Genomic DNA, 19,319 nt, shown 5'->3' on the forward strand with positions numbered 1-19,319 from the left:
TACCACCGTCAGGCACGCACCCGATGATCCGCGACACCTCCGCACAGGACCAGATCGTTTCCTCCGCCCCGGCCGGCACCACCCGAGCCAACTGGCAGCGTTACCGCTGGCCGGCACTGGGCGCCATCGCGCTGCTGGCCGGCATCGGCTGGGCCGTGTACGCCTGGTCCAACGCCAGCCGCTCCTACGACAGCAGCCGCGTGCGCATCGCCGAAGTGAAGCGCGGTGACCTGGTCCGCGACATCGCCGCCGACGGCCGCGTGATCGCCGCCAACAGCCCGATCCTGTACGCCATCTCGGCCGGTACCGTGGACCTGAAAGTCGTTGCCGGTGACGTGGTCAAGAAGGACCAGGAGCTGGCGGTCATCGACAGCCCGGAACTGCGCAGCAAGCTGGCCCAGGAGCAGGCCACCCTGGCCGGCCTGGAAGCCGAGGCCAGCCGCGCCGCGCTGGACGCCACCCTGGCCCGCGCCAAGTCGCGCAAGGAAACCGACCAGGCCACCATCGAGCGCCAGGCCGCCGACCGCGACCTGCAGCGCTACCAGCGCGGTTACGACGGCGGTGCAGTACCGCAGATCGATCTGGCCAAGGCCAAGGACTCGCTGAAGAAGGCCGATATCACCCTGGCCAACGCCACCACCGATGCCCGCCTGCAGAGCCAGGGCGCGGACCTGGACGCCCGCAACAAGCGCCTGCTGGCCGACCGCCAGAAGGCGGTGGTGGCCGAGGTGCAGCGCCAGGTGGACGCGCTGACCCTGCGCGCACCGTTCGACGGCCAGGTCGGCCAGGTGCAGGCCGTCCAGTCCACCAACCTGGCCGCCAATGCGCCCGTGCTGGGCGTGGTCGACCTGTCCAAGTTCGAGGTCGAGATCAAGGTGCCGGAGAGCTTCGCTCGCGACCTGGCGATCGGCATGCCGGCGCAGCTGACCGGCGGCAACGGCAAGCCGTTCCCGGGCGAGATCAGTGCGGTGTCGCCGGAAGTGGTCAACGGCGAGGTCAACGCCCGCGTGCGCTTCGCCAGCGCGCAGCCGGAAGGCCTGCGCCAGAGCCAGCGGATGTCGGTGCGCGTGCTGCTCGACACCCGCAAGGACGTGCTGAAGGTCGAGCGCGGCCCGTTCGTCGAACAGGGCAACGGCATCGCCTACGTGATGGATGGCCGCACCGCAGTGCGGCGTCCGGTGGAACTGGGCGTCAGCAGCCTGGGCGAAGTGGAAATCAAGTCGGGTGTGCAGCCGGGCGACCGCATCGTGGTCTCTGGCAGCGACCTGTTCAAGGACGCCGAACGCGTCTCCGTCAACTGATACCTGATACCTGAATCCTGGAGAGAGGACACCCCATGTACATGCTCGAAATGCGTTCGGTCGCCAAGGTCTTCCGCACCGAACAGGTGGAAACCCACGCACTGCGCTCGCTGGAACTGCAGGTCAAGGAAGGTGAGTTCGTCGCCGTCACCGGCCCGTCAGGCTCCGGCAAGACCACCTTCCTCAATATCGCCGGCCTGCTGGAAACCTTCACCAGCGGCACCTACATGCTTGACGGCCAGGACGTGAGCACGCTGGGCGATGATGCCCGCAGCCGCCTGCGCAACCAGAAGATCGGTTTCATCTTCCAGGGCTTCAACCTGATCCCCGACCTGAACCTGTTCGACAACGTCGACGTGCCGCTGCGCTATCGGAAGATGAGCGCCAACGAGCGCCGCGAACGTATCGAGAAGGCGCTGAGCCAGGTCGGCCTCGGCTCGCGCATGAAGCATTATCCGAATGAACTGTCGGGTGGCCAGCAGCAGCGCGCGGCCATCGCGCGTGCGCTGGCCGGCAGCCCGCGCCTGCTGCTGGCCGACGAACCGACCGGCAACCTGGACACACAGATGGCCCGCGGCGTGATGGAACTGCTGGAGGAGATCAACGCTGCCGGCACCACCATCGTGATGGTCACCCACGATCCGGAACTGGCCGCGCGCGCGCAGCGCAACGTGCACATCGTCGATGGCCAGGTGACCGACCTGGTGCGCGAGCCGGTGCTGGCCACCCCGCCGCGCCACATCGTCGCCGTCAACGAGTGAGGGCCCGACCATGTTCGCCTACTACGCCCGATTGGCGGTGCGCAGCTTCCGCCGCAACAAGGTACTGACCGCGTTGATGGTGATTGCTATCGCGCTAGGCATCGGCGCCTCGATGACCACGCTGACGGTGTTCCATGTGCTGTCCGGTGACCCGATCCCCGGCAAGAGTGACCGCCTGTTCTATGTGCAGCTTGATGCCGCGACCGGCGCCTATGTCGCTGGCGAGGAACCGGAAACCCAGCTGACCCGCTTCGACGGTGAAGCCCTGCTGCGCGAGGCCAAGGGCGAGCGCCAGGCACTGATGAGCGGCGGCGGCGGTACCATCGAACCGGACAACAGCACTCTCAAGCCCTTCAGCATCGACACCCGCTGGACCTCGGCCGACTTCTTCCCGATGTTCGAGGTGCCCATGCAGTACGGCCGCCCCTGGACGCGCGAGGACGATGAAGGCCGTGCACGCGTGGTGGTCATCTCCAAGGCGCTCAATGACAAGCTGTACCAGGGCGCCAACAGCGTGGGCCGCGACCTGCGCATGGAAGGGCAGAGCTACCGCATCGTCGGCGTGATGAAGGAATGGAGTCCGGAGCCGCACTTCTACGACCTGACCACGGGCAGCTACGGCAAAAACGAGGACCTGCTGCTGCCGATCTCCACCTCCTTCGACCTGAAGCTGGGCAACAACGGCAACATGAACTGCTTCGGCGAGAATCCCGATGGCAACAGCTACTCGCTCAACGCACCGTGCGCGTGGCTGCAGTACTGGGTGGAGATGGACCCGGCCAAGGCCGCCGACTACCGCCGCTACCTGGAGAACTATTCGACCCAGCAGCGCGAGGCCGGCCGCTTCAAACATCCGCCGAACGTGCGCCTGCGCACCGTGATGGAATGGCTGGACTTCAATGGCGCAGTCCCCAGCGATGTGCGCCTGCAGCTGTGGCTGGCGCTGGGCTTCCTGGGTGTCTGCCTGGTCAACACGGTGGGCCTGCTGCTGGCCAAGTTCCTGCGCCGCAGTGGTGAGATCGGCGTGCGCCGCGCCCTCGGTGCCAGCCGTGGCCAGATCTTCCTGCAGTGCCTGGTGGAAGCCGGTGCGGTCGGCGTGGTCGGTGGCGTGCTGGGTATCGGCCTGGCCCTGCTTGGCCTGTTCGCGGTGCGCCAGCAACCGGTGGAATACGCAAAGCTGGCCCACCTGGACGGCAACATGCTGCTGCTCGCGCTGGGCCTGACCCTGCTCGCCAGTCTTGCCGCCGGGTTCCTGCCCGCCTGGCGCGCCATGCAGGTCACCCCGGCCATCCAGCTCAAGTCGCAGTAAGCACCCGAACGAGGACTCCCATGGACATCCGCCCCATCCTCAGCACGCTGCGCCGGCACAAGACCGCCGCTGCCCTGATCGTGCTGGAAGTCGCACTGACCTGCGCCATCGTCTGCAACGCGCTGTTCCTGGTCAGCCAGCGCGTGGAGAAGATCAGCATGCCCAGCGGCATCGCCGAGAGCGAACTGGTCATGCTGCGCGTCAGCGGCATCGGCAAGCAGACCGACGCCATGGCCCGCACCCGCGAGGACCTGGCATCGCTGCGCGCGATTCCCGGCGTCAGCAACGTCACCATCATCAACCAGGTCCCCTTCCGCAACGGCTCCTCCAGCAGCAGCATTTCGCGTGTGATCGACCAGGAACGGCCGACCACCAACGCCTCGATGTACACCCTGTCCGAGAACGGGCTGGCCACGATGGGCATCAACCTGATCGCAGGCCGCGATTTCCTGCCCGACGAGTACCAGAACTTCGAAGACGCCAGCAAGGGCGGCGCAAAGGAGAACGCGATCCCGGTCATCCTCACCCAGGCCACCGCCGCCAAGATGGAACCCAATGGCAGTGCGCTGGGCAAGACCTACTACATGGGCAAGCAGCCGCTGCATGTGGTCGGCATCGTCGACACGCTCAGCACGCCCAACGGCTGGAATGACAACTGGACCAACTCGATGCTGCTGCCCATGCGGCGCACCTTCGACGAAGGTGGCACGTATGTACTGCGCACTTCGCCGGAACGCCGCAAGGAAGTACTCGATGCCGGTGCCGCCGCGCTGGAACGCAACGACCCCAACCGGCTGATGCGCGACAAGCTGACCTATGAAGACCAGCGCAAGGACTTCTTCAAGAACGACCGCGCGATGGTCGGCCTGCTGATCACCGTCAGCATCTCGCTGCTGGTGGTCACCGCGCTGGGCATCATCGGCCTGGCCAGCTTCTGGGTGCAGCAGCGCAGCAAGCAGATCGGCATCCGCCGTGCGCTGGGCGCGACCCGCGGGCAGATCCTGCGCTACTTCCAGACCGAGAACTTCCTGCTGGCCACGCTGGGCATCGTGCTGGGCATGCTGGCGGCCTACGCCATCAACCTGGCGCTGATGAACCTGTACGAGCTGCCGCGCATGCCGCTGTACTACCTGCCGCTGGGTGCACTGCTGCTGTGGGTGCTGGGCCAGATCGCCGTGTTCGGGCCGGCGCGGCGTGCGGCAGCGGTGCCGCCTGCGGTCGCCACGCGGGGCGCGTGAGATGCGTGCCCGCGCGATGTGCCTGATGCTGCTCCTGCCATTGCCGGCGCTGGCCGGCGGTGGCAGTGCGCAGACACTGGAGTGGCGCCAGGATGCCGCGCGGTTGTCCTTGCGCTCAACGGAGGGCCAGGTGCGCGTGGAGGCCGCCAGCCCGGAAATGCGCTTCGGCGTGCGCAGTGGCGATCGCATCCTGCGCGTGGACGACACGGCGGTGCGCCGGGTCGAACACCTTGCCGAGGCCCTGCGTCATTCCAACGCAGCCACCGCCTATCTGTTGCTGCGCCGCGACAAGCGCGAACTGACGGTGGCGGTCGACGCCGCAGCCTGGCGCCAGGCGCTGGAGGTGCCGCCGCCACCCGCGCCGCCACGGCCCCCGGTGCCTCCCCGGCGCTGAGCGAGGGCCGCTCCTGCACAGCCACGGGTTTGGCTATGCTTGATGGGTGGCGCCGGGCTCTCCCGGTGCGTGGACACGAACGGCTCCAACGGCGCCGCCCATCCCTTTCTGCAGAACCGCTTGATGCCTGCGATCCTGATCATCGACGACAACGCCAGCGTGGGTACCGCGCTGGACGTGCTGTTCTCCCTGCACGACATCGACACCCTGCAGGCGCAGAGCCCGTCCGAAGGGCTGGCCCTGCTGGAGTCGCAGCCGGTCGACCTGGTGATCCAGGACATGAACTTCAGCGAGGACACCACCTCCGGCGAAGAAGGCGAGGCCCTGTTCGCGCAGATCCGCGCGCGCCATCCCGATCTGCCGGTGATCCTGCTGACCGCCTGGACCCACCTCAGCAGCGCGGTGGATCTGGTCAAGGCCGGTGCGGCCGACTACCTGGCCAAGCCCTGGGACGACCGCAAGCTGATGACCACGGTCAACAACCTGCTGGAACTGTCCGAGGCGCGCCGCGAACTGGACCGGCGCCGCAGCCGTGAACTGCGCCAGCGCAATGCGCTGGAAGAGAAGTACGACCTGTGCGGCGCGGTCTTCGCCGACCCCGCCAGCGAGCGCGTCATCGCCCTGGCCTGCCAGGTCGCACGCTCGGAACTGCCGGTACTGATCACCGGCGCGAACGGTGCCGGCAAGGAGAAGATCGCGCAGATCATCCAGGCCAATTCCCTGGTGGCCAAGGGTCCATTCGTGGCGGTCAACTGTGGCGCGCTGCCCTCGGAACTGATCGAGGCCGAACTGTTCGGTGCCGAGGCCGGTGCGTATACCGGCGCCAACAAGGCGCGCGAAGGCAAGTTCGAGGCCGCCGATGGTGGCACCCTGTTCCTGGATGAGATCGGCAACCTGTCGCTGGGCGGGCAGATGAAGCTGCTGCGTGTGCTGGAAACCGGCCGCTTCGAGCGCCTGGGCTCCAACCGCGAACGCCAGGTCAAGGTCCGCGTGGTCAGCGCGACCAATGCCGACCTGCCGGCGATGATCCGCGACGGCACCTTCCGCGAAGACCTCTATTACCGCCTCAACACGGTGGAACTGGTGCTGCCGCCGCTGGCCGATCGCCCGGGCGACATCGTGCCGCTGGCCGAGCGCTTCCTGACCGCTGGCAAGCGCCTGTCCAGCGCCGCCACCGCCGCCCTGCAGCGGCACCCGTGGCCAGGCAACGTGCGCGAACTGCGCAACGTGATCCAGCGCGCCGAACTGCTGGCCACCGGCAACCGAATTGAAGTGGCCGATCTCAACCTGCCGCGTGCAGCCGCCGCACCGCGCCCGGCCCCCAGTGCGGGCAATGACCCCGACCGCGCGCGCATCGAGGAGGTACTGGCGCGCAACCATGGCGTCATCGCCCAGGCCGCCGCCGAACTCGGCCTGAGCCGCCAGGCGCTGTACCGGCGCATGGACCGCCACGGTATCCCGCGCGAATGAAACGGCGCTCGTTCACTTTCCGCCTGTTCCTGCGCCTGCTGCCGGTGCTGGCGCTGGCCGCCGCGTTGCCGTGGCTGCTGGCCTACTGGATGGACCATGGCTGGGTGGTGACCACGGTGTCGGCGTTGATCCTGCTGTCGCTGATGTGGTGGACCCTGCGTCGCGCTACCGCCCCGGTGCGGTCACTGATGCGGGCCCTGGCGGGCACCACCAGCAGCTATCGCGACGGCGAATACAACTTCGGCGTGCACTGGCCCGGCAATGACGAGCTCGGCGACCTGGTGCAGGCACACCGCGAACTGGGCGATGTGCTGCGTGCACAGCGGCAGGGCCTGGTGCAACGCGAACTTCTGCTGGACACGATGGTGCAGAACACGCCGGTGGCGATGCTGCTGATCGCCTCGGGCGGTGATGGCATCGCCCGCGTGGTGTTCTCCAATCTGGCTGCGCGCAAGCTGCTGCATGGTGGCTGGAAGCTGGAAGGCCAGCGCTTGGAGGACGTGCTGGAACAGGTGCCGGTGGAGCTGCGCGATGCCATCGCCCGCGGTGGCGACAGCCTGTTCGCGGTGCATGCCGAGGGCGAGGACGGCGATGAGGACGACGAGCAGGTGTACCACCTCTCGCGCCGCGCCTTCCAGCTCAATGGTCGTCCGCACGACCTGCTGCTGGTGCGCCTGCTGACCGCCGAGCTGCGCCGCCAGGAAGTACAGACCTGGAAGAAGGTGATCCGGGTGATCAGCCACGAGCTCAACAACTCGCTGGCACCGATTGCCTCGCTGGCCCACTCCGGCGGTGTACTGGTGCAGCGTGAGCGCTTTGACCGGCTGCCGGAGATCTTCACCACCATCGAGGATCGTGCACGCCACCTGGAAGGCTTCATCCGCGGCTATGCGCGCTTTGCCAAGCTGCCGCAACCGCAGTTGCAGACCGTGCACTGGGCCCCCTTCCTGTCCAGCCTGCGCCAGCAGATCCCGTTCGGCATGGAACGTGAGCCGGACGAGGAACTGAGCAGCCGCATCGACATCGCCCAGTTCGGGCAGGCACTGCTGAACCTGTTGAAGAACGCGCACGAAGCCTGCGCCGAAGCAGAACCGCCCAACGACGACGTACAGGTGCAACTCACGCGGCTGCCGCAGTGGCTGCGCCTGGACGTACTGGATCGCGGCAAGGGCATGAACGAGCAGGTGCTGCAGAATGCGCTGATGCCGTTCTATTCGACCAAGCGCAATGGCACCGGGCTGGGCTTGGCCTTGACCCGCGAGATCGTGGAAGCGCATGGCGGCCGGGTATCACTGCAGAATCGCGGCGATGGCGGGTTGTGCGTGTCGATCCTGTTGCCGGTGGGTTGAGCGGGTAGGTCCACGCCATGCGCGGATGTGCCGACCAAGGTCGGCACCTACCAAACCTGCCGCATCGCCACCCGCAGGTGCATCGGGAACCCGAGCGCAGCCTCTTCGGCCATCACCGCGCGCAGGCCATCGTTCCACTGCGCCTCGGGCACTACGTTGAATCCTTCGCTGGCATAGAAGGCCGCATTCCACGGCACATCGGACAGCGTGGTCAGCACCGCGGCCGCGTAGCCTCCCGCCCTCGCCTGCGCCAAGGAATGGCGCAGCAAAGCGCGGCCGTGGCCACGCCGCGCGTGTGCGGGATCCACGTCCATCTGCAGCACATGGAATTCACCGCAGAGTTCACCGGCCAGCAGGTAACCCGCGATACCACCGTCAGCCGCATCCACCACCCACAACTGGCCACGTTGAAGGCCATCCTGCAGCGTCGGCAGGTTCAGACCATGCCCGGCAAACACCGGGTAGGCCTGGTGACCCTTCAGCAGTTCACCGGCACGTTGTTCAATTGCCGGCAGCATGCCGAGTTCGTCGGCATGCGGGATGCGTGGCTCAGGACTTCTTGAGCGGGCGCTTCCAGCCATCGATGGTTTCCTGTCGTGCACGTGCCAGTGTCAGCTTGCCATCCGGGGCGTCGCGGGTGATGACCGAACCGGCGGCAATCGTCGCACTGTCGCCAATGGTCACCGGTGCTACCAGCGAACTGTTGGAGCCAATGAAGGCGTTGTCGCCGATGGTGGTGGTCGACTTGTTCACGCCGTCGTAGTTGCAGGTGATGGTGCCGGCACCGATGTTTACCCTGCTGCCGATCACCGCATCGCCCAGGTAGGTCAGATGGTTGGCCTTGCTGCCAACACCGAGGGTGACCTTCTTGGTCTCGACGAAGTTGCCGACGTGCACGCCATCGGCCAGCACGGTACCCGGGCGCAGGCGCGCGAACGGACCGACCAGTGCTGCGCCTTCGGTGACCACGCCTTCCAGATCACAGTGCGCACGTACTTCGGTGCCCGGACCGAGAGCAACGTCCTTCAGGCGGTTGAATGGACCGATGGTCACGCCATCGCCCAGCACGATATTGCCTTCGAGAACGACATCGACATCGATCAGCACGTCACTGCCCACGGTGACAGTGCCACGGATATCGAGACGTGCCGGATCGCGTACGCGCGCGCCCTGCGCGCACAGGGCCCGTACCGCGCGGCGCTGCCAGGCACGCTCCAGCTGCGAAAGCTGCCAGGGATCGTTTGCCCCTTCGGCTTCCTGCGCGTCGGCCACCAGTGCCATTTCGGCCGGGGTGTACTCGTGCGCGGCAAAGGCGAACACGTCGGTCAGGTAGTACTCGCCCTGCGCGTTGCTGTTGGACAACTGCGACAGCCAGCGCCGCAGCGCGGTCGACTCGGCGGCAATGATGCCGGTGTTGATCGTGCGCACACGCAGCTGGTCATCGGTAGCGTCCTTCTGCTCGACAATGGAGCCCACCTTGCCTTCGGCATCGCGCAGCACGCGGCCGTAACCGGTCGGGTCATCGACATCGGCGACCAGCACCGCCAGGCGACCCGGCTGCGCCAGCAGGTCGCGCAGGGTCTGCGCGCGGATCAGCGGCACGTCGCCGTACAGCACCAGCACCTGCGCGGCGTCAGGCACCTGCGGCATCGCCTGGGCCACCGCATGGCCGGTGCCCAGCTGCCGTGCCTGTTCAGCCCATTGCAGGTCGGGCTGGTCGGCGAAGTACTGGCGCACCGCTTCACCACCATGGCCGTAGACCACGTGGATCGCCGCCGGTTCCAGTTCGCGGGCGGCCGCGATCACGTGTGCCAGCATCGGCTGGCCGGCGATCGGCTGCAGCACCTTCGGCAGCACCGACTTCATGCGCTTGCCCGCGCCAGCGGCGAGGATGATGACGTGCAGGGGTTGGGTCATGGAAACGGCAGTCCGTGGTTCGTTGCCGATGATTCTAGAGCGTGGGCCGTTAACATGTGCATCCCACCTCCTTCACCGCACTGATGGGCCTCGTCCGCCAGGGAAGCACCTATCTCATCATCGGGCTCGTGCAGCTGCTGCTCGACTGGCTGGTGTTCGTCACCGCGACCGCGCTGGGCCTGCCGGTGGTGCCTGCCAACATTGCCGGTCGCCTGGCCGGGATGCTGCTGGGCTTCTGGCTCAACGGCCGTTACACCTTTGCCAATGCAGGTGATGCGCGCCTTGGCTGGCGTCGATTTTCACGCTTCTTCGGGCTGTGGCTGCTGCTGACCGCGACAAGCACGTTGCTGGTGAGCCTGGTCGACCACGCGCTGGGCCTGCAGTACACCTGGCTGGCCAAGCCGCTGGTGGAAGGCGGGCTGGCGTGCGTTTCCTTCCTGCTGATGCGCTGCGTGGTCTACCGCTGATACGGCGCTGGGATCGGGATCGGGATCGGTAGAGTCGACTGTTGGTCGACTGCTCTTCCATCAGAATGCGGAAATCCCGCGCTGCGCGCGATAGTCGACTCTACCCAGCCGACACTCTACCCCGCACAAACAAAAACGCCGGCACAGGGCCGGCGTTCTCGTGGATGCAGCGCGAGAAACCTCAGTGCTTGAGGTTCTTGCGCAGGCGCTCCAGCGCCTGCAGCTGGACGACGGCTTCGGCCAGCTTCTGCTGGGCTTCAGCCACTTCCATCGCCTCGCCGCGGTTGGCCAGGATGCGCTCGGCTTCTTCCTTGGCCTTGCGGACAGAGGCTTCGTCGATGTCCTGCGCGCGGATCGCGGTGTCGGCCAGCACGGTCACCACCTGCGGCTGCACTTCCAGGATGCCGCCGGAAATGGCGAAATCCAGCTGCTCGCCGTTCGGCGTGGTCACCACCACCTTGCCCGGCTTCAGGCGGGTGATCAGCGGCGCGTGCTTGGGCGCGATGCCCAGTTCGCCCAGCTCACCGGTGGCCACGACCAGGGTCGCTTCGCCACGGAAGATTTCCTGCTCGGCGCTGACGATGTCGCAACGGATCGTGCTCATGCAAATCTCTTCGCTGTTCGCGGCGGCGCAATGCCACCGTGGGAGTCCACCGGCGCGGGCGGTTGCCCGGCGCCGGCGTCAGGTCGGGCAGGATCGCTCCCGCCCGTCCCGGATCAGGCCTTCTCGGCCATCTTCTTGGCCTTCTCGACCGCTTCTTCGATGCCGCCGACCATGTAGAACGCCTGCTCCGGCAGGTGGTCGTACTCGCCATCGACGATGGCCTTGAAGCCACGGATGGTGTCCTTCAGCGGCACGTACTTGCCCGGCGAACCGGTGAACACTTCGGCCACGTGGAACGGCTGGCTGAAGAAGCGCTCAATCTTACGGGCGCGCGACACGGCCTGCTTGTCCTCTTCGGACAGCTCGTCCATGCCCAGGATCGCGATGATGTCCTTCAGTTCCTTGTACTTCTGCAGGGTCTGCTGGACGCGCTGGGCGGTGTCGTAGTGCTCGTGGCCGATGACCAGCGGGTCCATCTGGCGGCTGGTGGAGTCCAGCGGATCGACGGCCGGGTAGATACCCAGCGAGGCGATCGAACGCGACAGGGTGACGGTCGAGTCCAGGTGGGCGAAGGTGGTCGCCGGCGACGGGTCGGTCAGGTCGTCCGCGGGAACGTAGACGGCCTGGATCGAGGTGATCGAACCGTTCTTGGTCGAGGTGATGCGCTCCTGCAGAACGCCCATTTCCTCGGCCAGGGTCGGCTGGTAACCCACGGCGGACGGCATGCGGCCCAGCAGTGCCGACACTTCGGTACCGGCCAGGGTGTAGCGGTAGATGTTGTCGACGAACAGCAGGACGTCCTTACCCTTGCCGTTTTCGTCCTTCTCGTCGCGGAAGTACTCGGCCATGGTCAGGCCGGTCAGGGCGACGCGCAGACGGTTGCCCGGCGGCTCGTTCATCTGGCCGTACACCATCGCCACCTTGTCGAGGACGTTGGAGTCCTTCATTTCGTGGTAGAAGTCGTTGCCCTCACGGGTACGCTCACCCACGCCGGCGAACACGGACAGACCGCTGTGCGCCTTGGCGATGTTGTTGATCAGCTCCATCATGTTGACGGTCTTGCCGACGCCGGCGCCGCCGAACAGGCCGACCTTGCCGCCCTTGGCGAACGGGCACATCAGGTCGATGACCTTGATGCCGGTTTCCAGCAGTTCGGTGGCCGGGGACTGGTCTTCGTACGACGGGGCCGCACGGTGGATTTCCCAGCTGTCGCTGGCGGCCACCGGGCCGGCTTCGTCGATCGGACGGCCGAGCACGTCCATGATGCGGCCCAGGGTGCCAGCGCCGACCGGCACCGAGATGCCACGGCCGGTGTTGACGGCAACCAGGTTGCGCTTCAGGCCGTCGGTGGAACCGAGGGCGATGGTACGCACCACGCCGTCGCCCAGCTGCTGCTGGACTTCGAGGGTGATCTCGGTGTTTTCCACCTTCAGTGCGTCGTACACCTTCGGCACCGATTCACGCGGGAATTCGACGTCGACGACCGCGCCGATGATCTGAACGATCTTGCCCTGACTCATTGCTGCATCCTCTAATGTGTGCTTTGAACGAACGCGGTCAGACTGCTGCCGCGCCGCCGACGATTTCGGAGATTTCCTGGGTGATCGCTGCCTGGCGCGCCTTGTTGTAGACGAGCTGCAGGGTGCCGATCAGCTTGTTGGCGTTGTCGCTCGCCGCCTTCATCGCAACCATGCGTGCCGCATGCTCGGAGGCGACGTTTTCCAGCAATGCCTGGTACACCAGCGACTCGATGTAACGCGTCATCACGTGCTCGAGCACGGTCGCGGCATCGGGTTCGTACAGGTAGTCCCAGTCGTGGTGAGCGACCTGCTTCTCAGCCGGCGGCAGCGGCAGCAGCTGATCGAAGCTGGCCTTCTGCACCATGGTGTTCACGAAGCGGTTGTAGACCAGGTACACGCGGTCGATCTTGCCTTCGGTGAAGGCGTCGAGCATGACCTTGATCACACCGATCAGCGATTCCAGCTTCGGCACGTCGCCGATGTGGGTCACGCTGCCGACCATGTTGACCTTCACGCGGCGGAAGAAGGTCGATGCCTTCTGGCCGATGGTCACCAGGTCCACTTCCGCGCCCTTGTCCTGCCATGCCTTGGCTTCGCCCAGCATCCTGCGGAACAGGTTGTTGTTCAGGCCGCCGGCCAGGCCGCGATCGGAGGAGATCACGATGAAGCCGACCCGCTTGACCTGCTCGCGCTCGACCAGGAACGGATGCTGGTAGTCGGTGCTGGCCTGGGCCAGGTGACCGATCACCTGCTTCATCGCCTGCGCGTACGGACGCGAGGTCTTCATCCGATCCTGCGCCTTGCGGATCTTGGAGGCCGAGACCATTTCCAGGGCGCGCGTCACCTTGCGGGTGTTCTGCACGCTCTTGATCTTGGTTTTGATTTCGCGTCCGCTTGCCATCTCTTGTTTCCCGTGGCGCGGGGCTGCTGCCCCGCGTTGTTCAACCGTTTGTCATCTGGTCCAGCGGAGCCAGCGGCTCCGCTCTACAGGACCGCGATTACCAGCTGCCGGTGGTCTTGAACTCGGCGATGCCCTTCTTGAAGGCACCTTCGATGTCGTTGTCCCAACCGCCGGTGGCGTTGACCTTGCTGACCAGCTCGCCCTGGGTGTTGGCGAAGTGGGCGTGCAGGCCTTCTTCGAACGCCAGCAGCTTGTTGACCGGCACGTCGTCGAGGTAACCCTCGTTGACGGCGTAGATCGACAGTGCCTGGTTGGCGATCGACATCGGCGCGTACTGCTTCTGCTTCATCAGCTCGGTGACGCGCTGACCACGCTCCAGCTGCTTGCGGGTCGCTTCGTCCAGGTCCGAGGCGAACTGCGCGAACGCAGCCAGCTCGCGGTACTGGGCCAGCGAGATACGGATGCCGCCGGACAGCTTCTTGATGATCTTGGTCTGGGCCGAGCCACCGACGCGCGACACCGAGATACCGGCGTTCACGGCCGGGCGGATGCCGGCGTTGAACAGATCGGTTTCCAGGAAGATCTGGCCGTCGGTGATCGAGATCACGTTGGTCGGAACGAAGGCGGACACGTCGCCGGCCTGGGTTTCGATGATCGGCAGCGCGGTCAGCGAACCGGTCTTGCCGGTGACCTTGCCTTCGGTGAACTTTTCGACGTATTCCTCGGACACGCGGGCAGCGCGCTCGAGCAGACGGGAGTGCAGGTAGAACACGTCACCCGGGTAGGCTTCACGGCCCGGCGGGCGCTTCAGCAGCAGCGAGATCTGGCGGTAGGCGACGGCCTGCTTGGACAGATCGTCGTACACGATCAGCGCGTCTTCGCCGCGGTCCATGAAGTACTCACCCATGGTGCAGCCCGAGTAGGCGCTGATGTACTGCATGGCAGCCGATTCGGAAGCAGTCGCGGCCACCACGATGGTGTGGGCCAGCGCGCCGTTCTCTTCCAGCTTGCGCACGATGTTGGCGATGGTCGAAGCCTTCTGGCCGATCGCAACGTACACGCACTTGATGCCGGTGCCCTTCTGGTTGATCACCGCATCGATCGCCATCGCGGTCTTGCCGGTCTGGCGGTCACCGATGATCAGCTCGCGCTGGCCACGGCCGATCGGGATCATCGAGTCGACCGACTTGTAGCCGGTCTGCACCGGCTGGTCGACCGACTTGCGCCAGATCACGCCCGGCGCAACGCGCTCCACCGGAGCGGTCAGGTCGGTGCCCAGCGGGCCCTTGCCGTCGATCGGCTCGCCCAGCGCGTTCACGACGCGGCCCAGCAGTTCCGGACCGACCGGCACTTCCAGGATGCGGCCGGTGGTCTTGGCGACGTCGCCTTCGCGCAGGTGCTCGTAGTCACCCAGCACCACGGCGCCGACCGAGTCGCGCTCCAGGTTCAGGGCGAGGGCGAAGGTGTTGTTCGGCAGTTCGATCATTTCGCCCTGCATCACGTCGGCCAGACCGAAGATGCGCACGATGCCGTCGGACACGCTGGTCACGGTGCCTTCGTTGCGCGATTCCGCGGCCAGCTTGACCTTCTCGATGCGGTTCTTGATCAGTTCGCTGATTTCGGAGGGGTTGAGCGTGGTTGCCATCGTCAAGTCCTAGTGCCGGCAGCGGGGCCGGACGTTAAATGAATTCAGTTAGCGAGCGCGGTCTGCAGACGGGCCAGCTTGCCCTTCAGCGAACCATCGATGACCACGTCGCCGGCGTCGATCACGGCGCCGCCGATCAGCGAGGCATCGACCGCGGTGGTCACGTCGACCTCGCGGTTGAAGCGCTTGCGCAGCGCGACCTTGATCGCGTCCAGCTCACCGGCCGACAGTTCGGCGGCCGAGGTGACGGTGGCCTTGACCACGTGCTCGGCTTCGGCGCGCAGGGCGTCGAACATGCCGGAAATCTCCGGCAGCAGCGGCAGACGATGCGATTCGGCCAGGATGGCCAGGAAGCGCGAGTAGGTCTCGCCGTGGGACACCGGCGCCAGCAGGGCGACGGCGTCGTCACGACCCAGCTCCGGGTTGGCGAGCAGGGCCGCCACGCGCGGGTCGGCGGCGACGTGGGCGGAGAACGCCAGGGCGTCCGACCACGGCGCGAACGCGCCTTCGTCGCGCGCGGTCGCGAACGCGGCGCGGGCGTACGGGCGGGCAAGCGTGAGGGCCTGGCTCATCCTTAGATCTCCGAGGCCAGCTCGTCGAGCAGCGCCTTGTGGGCGTTGGCGTCGATTTCGCGCTTGAGCAGCTTTTCGGCACCGGTCACGGCCAGCGCGGACACCTGCTTGCGCAGATCTTCACGGGCACGGTTGGCGGCGGCGTCGATTTCAGCCTGGGCCAGTTCCTTCTGACGGGTGGCTTCGGTGATCGCTTCGTTACGGGCAGCATCAACGATCTGGTTGGCACGCGCGTGAGCCTGATCGATGATCTCGTTGGCCTTGGTGCGTGCTTCCTTCAGCGCTTCGTTGACCTTCTCCTGCGCCTGGGCCAGATCTTTCTGGCTGCGGTCGGCAGCAGCGAGGCCTTCAGCAATCTTCTGCTGGCGCTCTTCGATCGCGTTCATCAGCGGCGGCCAGATCTTGGTCGCGATGATCCAGATCAGACCAGCGAAGGCCAGCGCCTGCGCAAGAAGGGTGAAATTGATATTCATGGTTAGCTCGATCGCTGGTTTCGGGGTGGACGCGCCGCCGTAGCGGCACATCCGGCCTTCATCCGAAACCGGGTGCATCAGCACCCGGTCGTCTCAAACCGCTGTATCAGCCGGCCAGAGCCTTGGTGACGGCGCCAGCGAAGGCAGCCGACAGCGGGTTGGCGAAGGCCAGCAGCAGGCCAACGGCGACCGAGATGATGAACGCGGCGTCGATCAGGCCGGCGGTGATGAACATGCGGACCTGCAGGACCGGGATCAGTTCCGGCTGGCGGGCGGCCGACTCCAGGAACTTACCAGCCATGATGGCCAGACCCAGACCGGCGCCCAGCGCGGCCAGGCCGATCATGATGCCGACGGCAAGGGCGGTGGAGCTCTGAATCTGCGCGAAGTTGGTCAGGACGGCGAAGTACATGGTTATCTCCAGGAACTTAAGTTGCTAAGGGTGATGAAACGGATGAAGGTTGAAACGCGTTGAAGCTTGAAACTCAGTGAGCGTCTTCCGACAGGCTCAGGTACACGATCGACAGCATCATGAAGATGAAGGCCTGCAGCGGGATCACCAGCAGGTGGAACAGCATCCAGCCGAGGCCGAACACACCACCGGCAATGGCACCGAAGAAACCGGCACCACCCAGCACCCAGATCAGCAGGAACACGATTTCGCCGCCGAACATGTTGCCGAACAGTCGCATCGCCAGCGAGATCGGCTTGCTCAGCCACTCGACGATGTTGAGGATCAGGTTGAACGGCATCATCCACTTGCCGAACGGCGCCGTCAGGAATTCCTTGATGAAGCCGCCCAGGCCCTTGGACTTGAGCGCGAAGAACAGCATCAGGAAGAACACGCTGATGGCCATGCCCAGGGTGGCATTGACGTCAGCGGTCGGGACCGGCTTCCAGTAGTGCACGCCCACCCATTCCAGCGGCTTGGCGATGAAATCGGCCGGGATCATCTTCAGCAGATTCATCAACAGGATCCAGAAGAAGATCGTGATGGCGATCGGCGTGACCAGCTTGCTCTTGCCGTGGTAGGTGTCCTTGGCCTGGCGGTCGACGAACTCCAGGCAGATCTCGACGAAGGCCTGCCACTTGCCCGGCACGCCGGCGGTGGCCTTGCGGGTGCCCAGCCAGAACGCGACAACGATCACCAGGCCCATCAGGACAGCGGTGAGGAAGGTATCGACGTGGATATGCCAGAACATACCCTCACCCTTGCCGACCGGCGCGGTCAGGTTGTGCAGGTGATGCTGGATGTAGCTGGTAGGGGTTAGAGCCTCGCCCGCCATGTGTCCGGAACCTTCAGTTAATTGAATTCTGTCAACGCCTGGCCATCGCCAGGACCTGGAACATCAAGCCGACGGCGATACCGGCCAACAGCGCCAATGCAGGCAGCTTGAAGACCAGAAACCCCACCAGCAGGACGCCGAAAACCACCACCCACTTGGCCACGATCGCAATGATCAGGCGAGCCATCGCCGAACCTGCGGCCAGTGCCCCACCGCCCAGGGCCATCCGTGCCGCCACCCAGCCACCGGCCGAAATGGCCACACCGGACGCCAGCGCGCCGAGGGCATATTTCGGACCTACCAGCAGGAAGGCCAGGGCCAGGACAGCCACTGCGGCCAGCGGGTAGACCGCGGCGCGCAGCATCAGTCGCCGACCCGCATCAACGGAGTTCAGCACAGGACGTCCCGCGTGGTTGCAAGTGGAGGGCTGAGGCGACTACAGCAGGGGGGCCTCATCGAGCCGCCAAATTATAGCAATGGGACAATTTGCGAGACAACCGCTCCCTGTTCATCCCGGGAGGCCGCAAGTTGCGGTAACGGTTACATTTTTGCGTGCCACCCAGGGGACAATGACGTCCGCATGATGTTGCAGCGCAGTATTGAACTTTGGTCGCAGGCCGCGGAACTTTCACCGAATGCGCCGGTCCGATCTTTCGACCTGCCTGCAGCAACCTCGTCGACGCTCCGCCCCGCAGGTCCCACGATGGCCCCGAAGCCCGGCTCCGGGGCCATCTTTTTGCATCGTCGCGACAGCGCTGAACCGTGCACACTTCGTGGACCATACGTTCACGGATGGTGGACGGGCCTGTCCGGCACAGTGGTCTTCATTCTGATGAACCACTGCAAGGACTCTTCGATGCGCCCCGTACCCACCCTGCTCGCCCTCTCCCTGCTCGCCGCTGGTGCTTCGTTCGCCACTGCCGCCCACGCCGCTGAAGGCGACGACCGCTTCGCCCTGCGCCTGGGTGCGATGAACATCGACTCGGACAACACCCTTCGCGGCAAGACCAACGTCGCCGGCCAGGACATCGGCTTCTCCGAGGACTTCAAGCTGGGTGGCAAGGAGTGGGAACCGCGCATCGACGGCATGTTCCGCATCAGCAACCGCCAGCGCCTGCTGTTCAACTACTTCAAGTACGACAAGGACCGCCGCGAGACCCTTGGCCAGGACATCTCCTTCGGAGACGTCAACGTGCCATCCGGCAGCTTCGTCAAGGGCGAACTGAAGTACCAGGTCGCCAGCCTGGTCTATGACTACTCGGTGGTGGACACCGATACCTTCGACCTCGGCCTGCAGCTGGGTGCGGAGTACGCCAAGGTCAGCACCAAGGCCTACGCCGATCTGGGTACCGTCTACGAAGGCCAGTTCCTCAATGAGAAGACGGACGGCGTGGCGCCGGTGGTCGGTGCGCGCCTGAGCTTCACCCCGTCGGAAAAGTGGATGATCACGCTGCAGGGCCAGTATCTCAACACGCGCTGGGGCAGCTTCGATGACTACAAGGGCGACCTGAGCCGCGCCAACGCCATCGTCGATTACCGCTTCACGAAGAACTTCGGTGTGTTCGCTGGCTACGACTGGTTCAAGCTCGACGCGGACAAGAAGGGCAGCGACGGCACCATCGGCCTGAAGCAGGAATTCAAGGGCCCGGTGGCCGGCGTCAGCTTCGTGTTCTGATCCCCCGCCCCTTCCACGGCACTCTCTCTCCTGGCGCGGCCTCCGGAACATCGGGGCCGCGCTTTTTCTTTGCATCGTCGAGCAGAGAAGCAGGTTGGTCGAGCGCTGGGGGAAGAGGGGCTTGCGTGCGAATGTCCCCCGGCACCGGCCTGCGGCCGTCACCTCCTCCTTTACTTCGCACGCAAGCCCCTCTTCCCCCGCGTGTCAGGCATCCAGGCGGGCCAAGCTGTGGCTCTCGACTATCCGCAAGCCGAGCCGCTGCGCGGGTGGCAGGCGTTTGGACAAAGTAAAGGAGGAGGCGACCGCCGCAGGCGGACGACGGGGGACATTTGTCCAAACGCCTGCCACCCGCGCAGCGGCCCCACCGCTCGCAAAAATCCGGAGCGGAGAAACAAAAAACCCCGGCAGATGCCGGGGCTTTTCGTTCGCGAAGGCGC

Annotated in this window: 20 protein-coding genes; 9 read left to right on the forward strand and 11 right to left on the reverse strand. The window is 65.5% G+C overall.

Going from position 1 to position 19,319, the window contains the following annotated elements; all coding sequences use genetic code 11:
• Positions 1–23: 23 nt before the first annotated feature.
• The 7 genes from ACZK3J_RS19775 to ACZK3J_RS19805 all read left to right on the forward strand — a co-directional run bounded on the left by ACZK3J_RS19775 (position 24) and on the right by ACZK3J_RS19805 (position 7,822).
• Entirely contained in the window at positions 24–1,301 is a 1,278-nt protein-coding gene (locus tag ACZK3J_RS19775) for an efflux RND transporter periplasmic adaptor subunit (RefSeq protein WP_049399200.1), read from the forward strand.
• A 35-nt stretch (positions 1,302–1,336) separates the two neighbouring features.
• On the forward strand, positions 1,337–2,062 hold the full coding sequence (locus tag ACZK3J_RS19780; RefSeq protein WP_032129038.1) for an ABC transporter ATP-binding protein: 726 nt from the start codon (positions 1,337–1,339) through the stop codon (positions 2,060–2,062).
• A gap of 10 nt (positions 2,063–2,072) precedes the next feature.
• Positions 2,073–3,371 carry an ABC transporter permease gene (locus ACZK3J_RS19785; protein WP_121504340.1) on the forward strand — a complete coding sequence of 433 codons (1,299 nt, stop codon included), beginning with the start codon at positions 2,073–2,075 and terminating at the stop codon, positions 3,369–3,371.
• 20 nt (positions 3,372–3,391) lie between these two features.
• Positions 3,392–4,609 carry an ABC transporter permease gene (locus ACZK3J_RS19790; protein ID WP_049399196.1) on the forward strand — a complete coding sequence of 406 codons (1,218 nt, stop codon included), beginning with the start codon at positions 3,392–3,394 and terminating at the stop codon, positions 4,607–4,609.
• A gap of 16 nt (positions 4,610–4,625) precedes the next feature.
• Positions 4,626–5,003: a PDZ domain-containing protein gene (locus ACZK3J_RS19795; protein ID WP_177179520.1), complete on the forward strand. Its 378-nt coding sequence runs from the start codon at positions 4,626–4,628 to the stop codon at positions 5,001–5,003.
• A gap of 123 nt (positions 5,004–5,126) precedes the next feature.
• On the forward strand, positions 5,127–6,473 hold the full coding sequence (locus ACZK3J_RS19800; RefSeq protein WP_134951580.1) for a sigma-54-dependent transcriptional regulator: 1,347 nt from the start codon (positions 5,127–5,129) through the stop codon (positions 6,471–6,473).
• On the forward strand, positions 6,470–7,822 hold the full coding sequence (locus tag ACZK3J_RS19805; RefSeq protein WP_049399192.1) for a sensor histidine kinase: 1,353 nt from the start codon (positions 6,470–6,472) through the stop codon (positions 7,820–7,822). Before ACZK3J_RS19800 ends, ACZK3J_RS19805 begins: the two co-directional genes overlap by 4 nt.
• A gap of 47 nt (positions 7,823–7,869) precedes the next feature.
• Here the strand turns inward: ACZK3J_RS19805 and ACZK3J_RS19810 are convergent, their stop codons facing one another.
• Positions 7,870–8,403 carry a GNAT family N-acetyltransferase gene (locus tag ACZK3J_RS19810; protein WP_478476200.1) on the reverse strand — a complete coding sequence of 178 codons (534 nt, stop codon included), beginning with the start codon at positions 8,401–8,403 and terminating at the stop codon, positions 7,870–7,872.
• The gene (gene glmU, locus ACZK3J_RS19815; RefSeq protein WP_049460871.1) at positions 8,372–9,739 is read right to left on the reverse strand and encodes a bifunctional UDP-N-acetylglucosamine diphosphorylase/glucosamine-1-phosphate N-acetyltransferase GlmU; all 1,368 of its coding nucleotides are present in this window, start codon (positions 9,737–9,739) and stop codon (positions 8,372–8,374) included. Before glmU ends, ACZK3J_RS19810 begins: the two co-directional genes overlap by 32 nt.
• An 83-nt stretch (positions 9,740–9,822) precedes the next feature.
• Here glmU and ACZK3J_RS19820 point away from each other — a divergent pair, with 83 nt between their 5' ends.
• Positions 9,823–10,206: a GtrA family protein gene (locus ACZK3J_RS19820; RefSeq protein WP_049460896.1), complete on the forward strand. Its 384-nt coding sequence runs from the start codon at positions 9,823–9,825 to the stop codon at positions 10,204–10,206.
• Positions 10,207–10,387: 181 nt separating this feature from the next.
• On the opposite strand, the gene ACZK3J_RS19825 is transcribed toward ACZK3J_RS19820, so the two are convergent.
• The 9 genes from ACZK3J_RS19825 to ACZK3J_RS19865 form a co-directional block, all read right to left on the reverse strand.
• A complete protein-coding gene (locus ACZK3J_RS19825) occupies positions 10,388–10,810 on the reverse strand; it encodes a F0F1 ATP synthase subunit epsilon (RefSeq protein WP_005419509.1) in 423 nt (140 codons plus the stop codon).
• A gap of 113 nt (positions 10,811–10,923) precedes the next feature.
• Entirely contained in the window at positions 10,924–12,330 is a 1,407-nt protein-coding gene (atpD, locus tag ACZK3J_RS19830) for a F0F1 ATP synthase subunit beta (protein ID WP_005411128.1), read from the reverse strand.
• A gap of 37 nt (positions 12,331–12,367) precedes the next feature.
• Complete coding sequence (gene atpG, locus ACZK3J_RS19835; RefSeq protein ID WP_134709722.1) at positions 12,368–13,231, reverse strand: F0F1 ATP synthase subunit gamma; 864 nt, start codon at positions 13,229–13,231, stop codon at positions 12,368–12,370.
• Positions 13,232–13,328: 97 nt separating this feature from the next.
• Positions 13,329–14,876 carry a F0F1 ATP synthase subunit alpha gene (atpA, locus tag ACZK3J_RS19840; RefSeq protein ID WP_005411130.1) on the reverse strand — a complete coding sequence of 516 codons (1,548 nt, stop codon included), beginning with the start codon at positions 14,874–14,876 and terminating at the stop codon, positions 13,329–13,331.
• A 44-nt stretch (positions 14,877–14,920) separates the two neighbouring features.
• On the reverse strand, positions 14,921–15,448 hold the full coding sequence (locus ACZK3J_RS19845) for a F0F1 ATP synthase subunit delta (RefSeq protein ID WP_005411131.1): 528 nt from the start codon (positions 15,446–15,448) through the stop codon (positions 14,921–14,923).
• Positions 15,449–15,450: 2 nt separating this feature from the next.
• Positions 15,451–15,921 carry a F0F1 ATP synthase subunit B gene (locus tag ACZK3J_RS19850; RefSeq protein WP_005419512.1) on the reverse strand — a complete coding sequence of 157 codons (471 nt, stop codon included), beginning with the start codon at positions 15,919–15,921 and terminating at the stop codon, positions 15,451–15,453.
• A 106-nt stretch (positions 15,922–16,027) separates the two neighbouring features.
• The gene (atpE, locus tag ACZK3J_RS19855; protein ID WP_005411133.1) at positions 16,028–16,333 is read right to left on the reverse strand and encodes a F0F1 ATP synthase subunit C; all 306 of its coding nucleotides are present in this window, start codon (positions 16,331–16,333) and stop codon (positions 16,028–16,030) included.
• A gap of 73 nt (positions 16,334–16,406) precedes the next feature.
• On the reverse strand, positions 16,407–17,207 hold the full coding sequence (gene atpB, locus ACZK3J_RS19860; RefSeq protein ID WP_010481316.1) for a F0F1 ATP synthase subunit A: 801 nt from the start codon (positions 17,205–17,207) through the stop codon (positions 16,407–16,409).
• Positions 17,208–17,238: 31 nt separating this feature from the next.
• Positions 17,239–17,604 (reverse strand): hypothetical protein, encoded by a 366-nt coding sequence (locus ACZK3J_RS19865; protein WP_006394654.1) that lies wholly within the window; start codon positions 17,602–17,604, stop codon positions 17,239–17,241.
• A 459-nt stretch (positions 17,605–18,063) separates the two neighbouring features.
• Here ACZK3J_RS19865 and ACZK3J_RS19870 point away from each other — a divergent pair, with 459 nt between their 5' ends.
• Positions 18,064–18,882: a hypothetical protein gene (locus ACZK3J_RS19870; RefSeq protein ID WP_010481314.1), complete on the forward strand. Its 819-nt coding sequence runs from the start codon at positions 18,064–18,066 to the stop codon at positions 18,880–18,882.
• Positions 18,883–19,319 lie beyond the last annotated feature (437 nt).

This window comes from Stenotrophomonas sp. 86428_Sma (assembly GCF_056481585.1).

Coding starts and splice junctions, on each gene's coding strand:
- ACZK3J_RS19775 (WP_049399200.1), top strand. CDS start 24: ATGATCCGCGACACCTCCGCACAGGACCAGATCGTTTCCTCCGCCCCG.
- ACZK3J_RS19780 (WP_032129038.1), top strand. CDS start 1,337: ATGTACATGCTCGAAATGCGTTCGGTCGCCAAGGTCTTCCGCACCGAA.
- ACZK3J_RS19785 (WP_121504340.1), top strand. CDS start 2,073: ATGTTCGCCTACTACGCCCGATTGGCGGTGCGCAGCTTCCGCCGCAAC.
- ACZK3J_RS19790 (WP_049399196.1), top strand. CDS start 3,392: ATGGACATCCGCCCCATCCTCAGCACGCTGCGCCGGCACAAGACCGCC.
- ACZK3J_RS19795 (WP_177179520.1), top strand. CDS start 4,626: ATGTGCCTGATGCTGCTCCTGCCATTGCCGGCGCTGGCCGGCGGTGGC.
- ACZK3J_RS19800 (WP_134951580.1), top strand. CDS start 5,127: ATGCCTGCGATCCTGATCATCGACGACAACGCCAGCGTGGGTACCGCG.
- ACZK3J_RS19805 (WP_049399192.1), top strand. CDS start 6,470: ATGAAACGGCGCTCGTTCACTTTCCGCCTGTTCCTGCGCCTGCTGCCG.
- ACZK3J_RS19810 (WP_478476200.1), bottom strand. CDS start 8,403: ATGGCTGGAAGCGCCCGCTCAAGAAGTCCTGAGCCACGCATCCCGCAT.
- glmU (WP_049460871.1), bottom strand. CDS start 9,739: ATGACCCAACCCCTGCACGTCATCATCCTCGCCGCTGGCGCGGGCAAG.
- ACZK3J_RS19820 (WP_049460896.1), top strand. CDS start 9,823: ATGGGCCTCGTCCGCCAGGGAAGCACCTATCTCATCATCGGGCTCGTG.
- ACZK3J_RS19825 (WP_005419509.1), bottom strand. CDS start 10,810: ATGAGCACGATCCGTTGCGACATCGTCAGCGCCGAGCAGGAAATCTTC.
- atpD (WP_005411128.1), bottom strand. CDS start 12,330: ATGAGTCAGGGCAAGATCGTTCAGATCATCGGCGCGGTCGTCGACGTC.
- atpG (WP_134709722.1), bottom strand. CDS start 13,231: ATGGCAAGCGGACGCGAAATCAAAACCAAGATCAAGAGCGTGCAGAAC.
- atpA (WP_005411130.1), bottom strand. CDS start 14,876: ATGGCAACCACGCTCAACCCCTCCGAAATCAGCGAACTGATCAAGAAC.
- ACZK3J_RS19845 (WP_005411131.1), bottom strand. CDS start 15,448: ATGAGCCAGGCCCTCACGCTTGCCCGCCCGTACGCCCGCGCCGCGTTC.
- ACZK3J_RS19850 (WP_005419512.1), bottom strand. CDS start 15,921: ATGAATATCAATTTCACCCTTCTTGCGCAGGCGCTGGCCTTCGCTGGT.
- atpE (WP_005411133.1), bottom strand. CDS start 16,333: ATGTACTTCGCCGTCCTGACCAACTTCGCGCAGATTCAGAGCTCCACC.
- atpB (WP_010481316.1), bottom strand. CDS start 17,207: ATGGCGGGCGAGGCTCTAACCCCTACCAGCTACATCCAGCATCACCTG.
- ACZK3J_RS19870 (WP_010481314.1), top strand. CDS start 18,064: ATGCGCCCCGTACCCACCCTGCTCGCCCTCTCCCTGCTCGCCGCTGGT.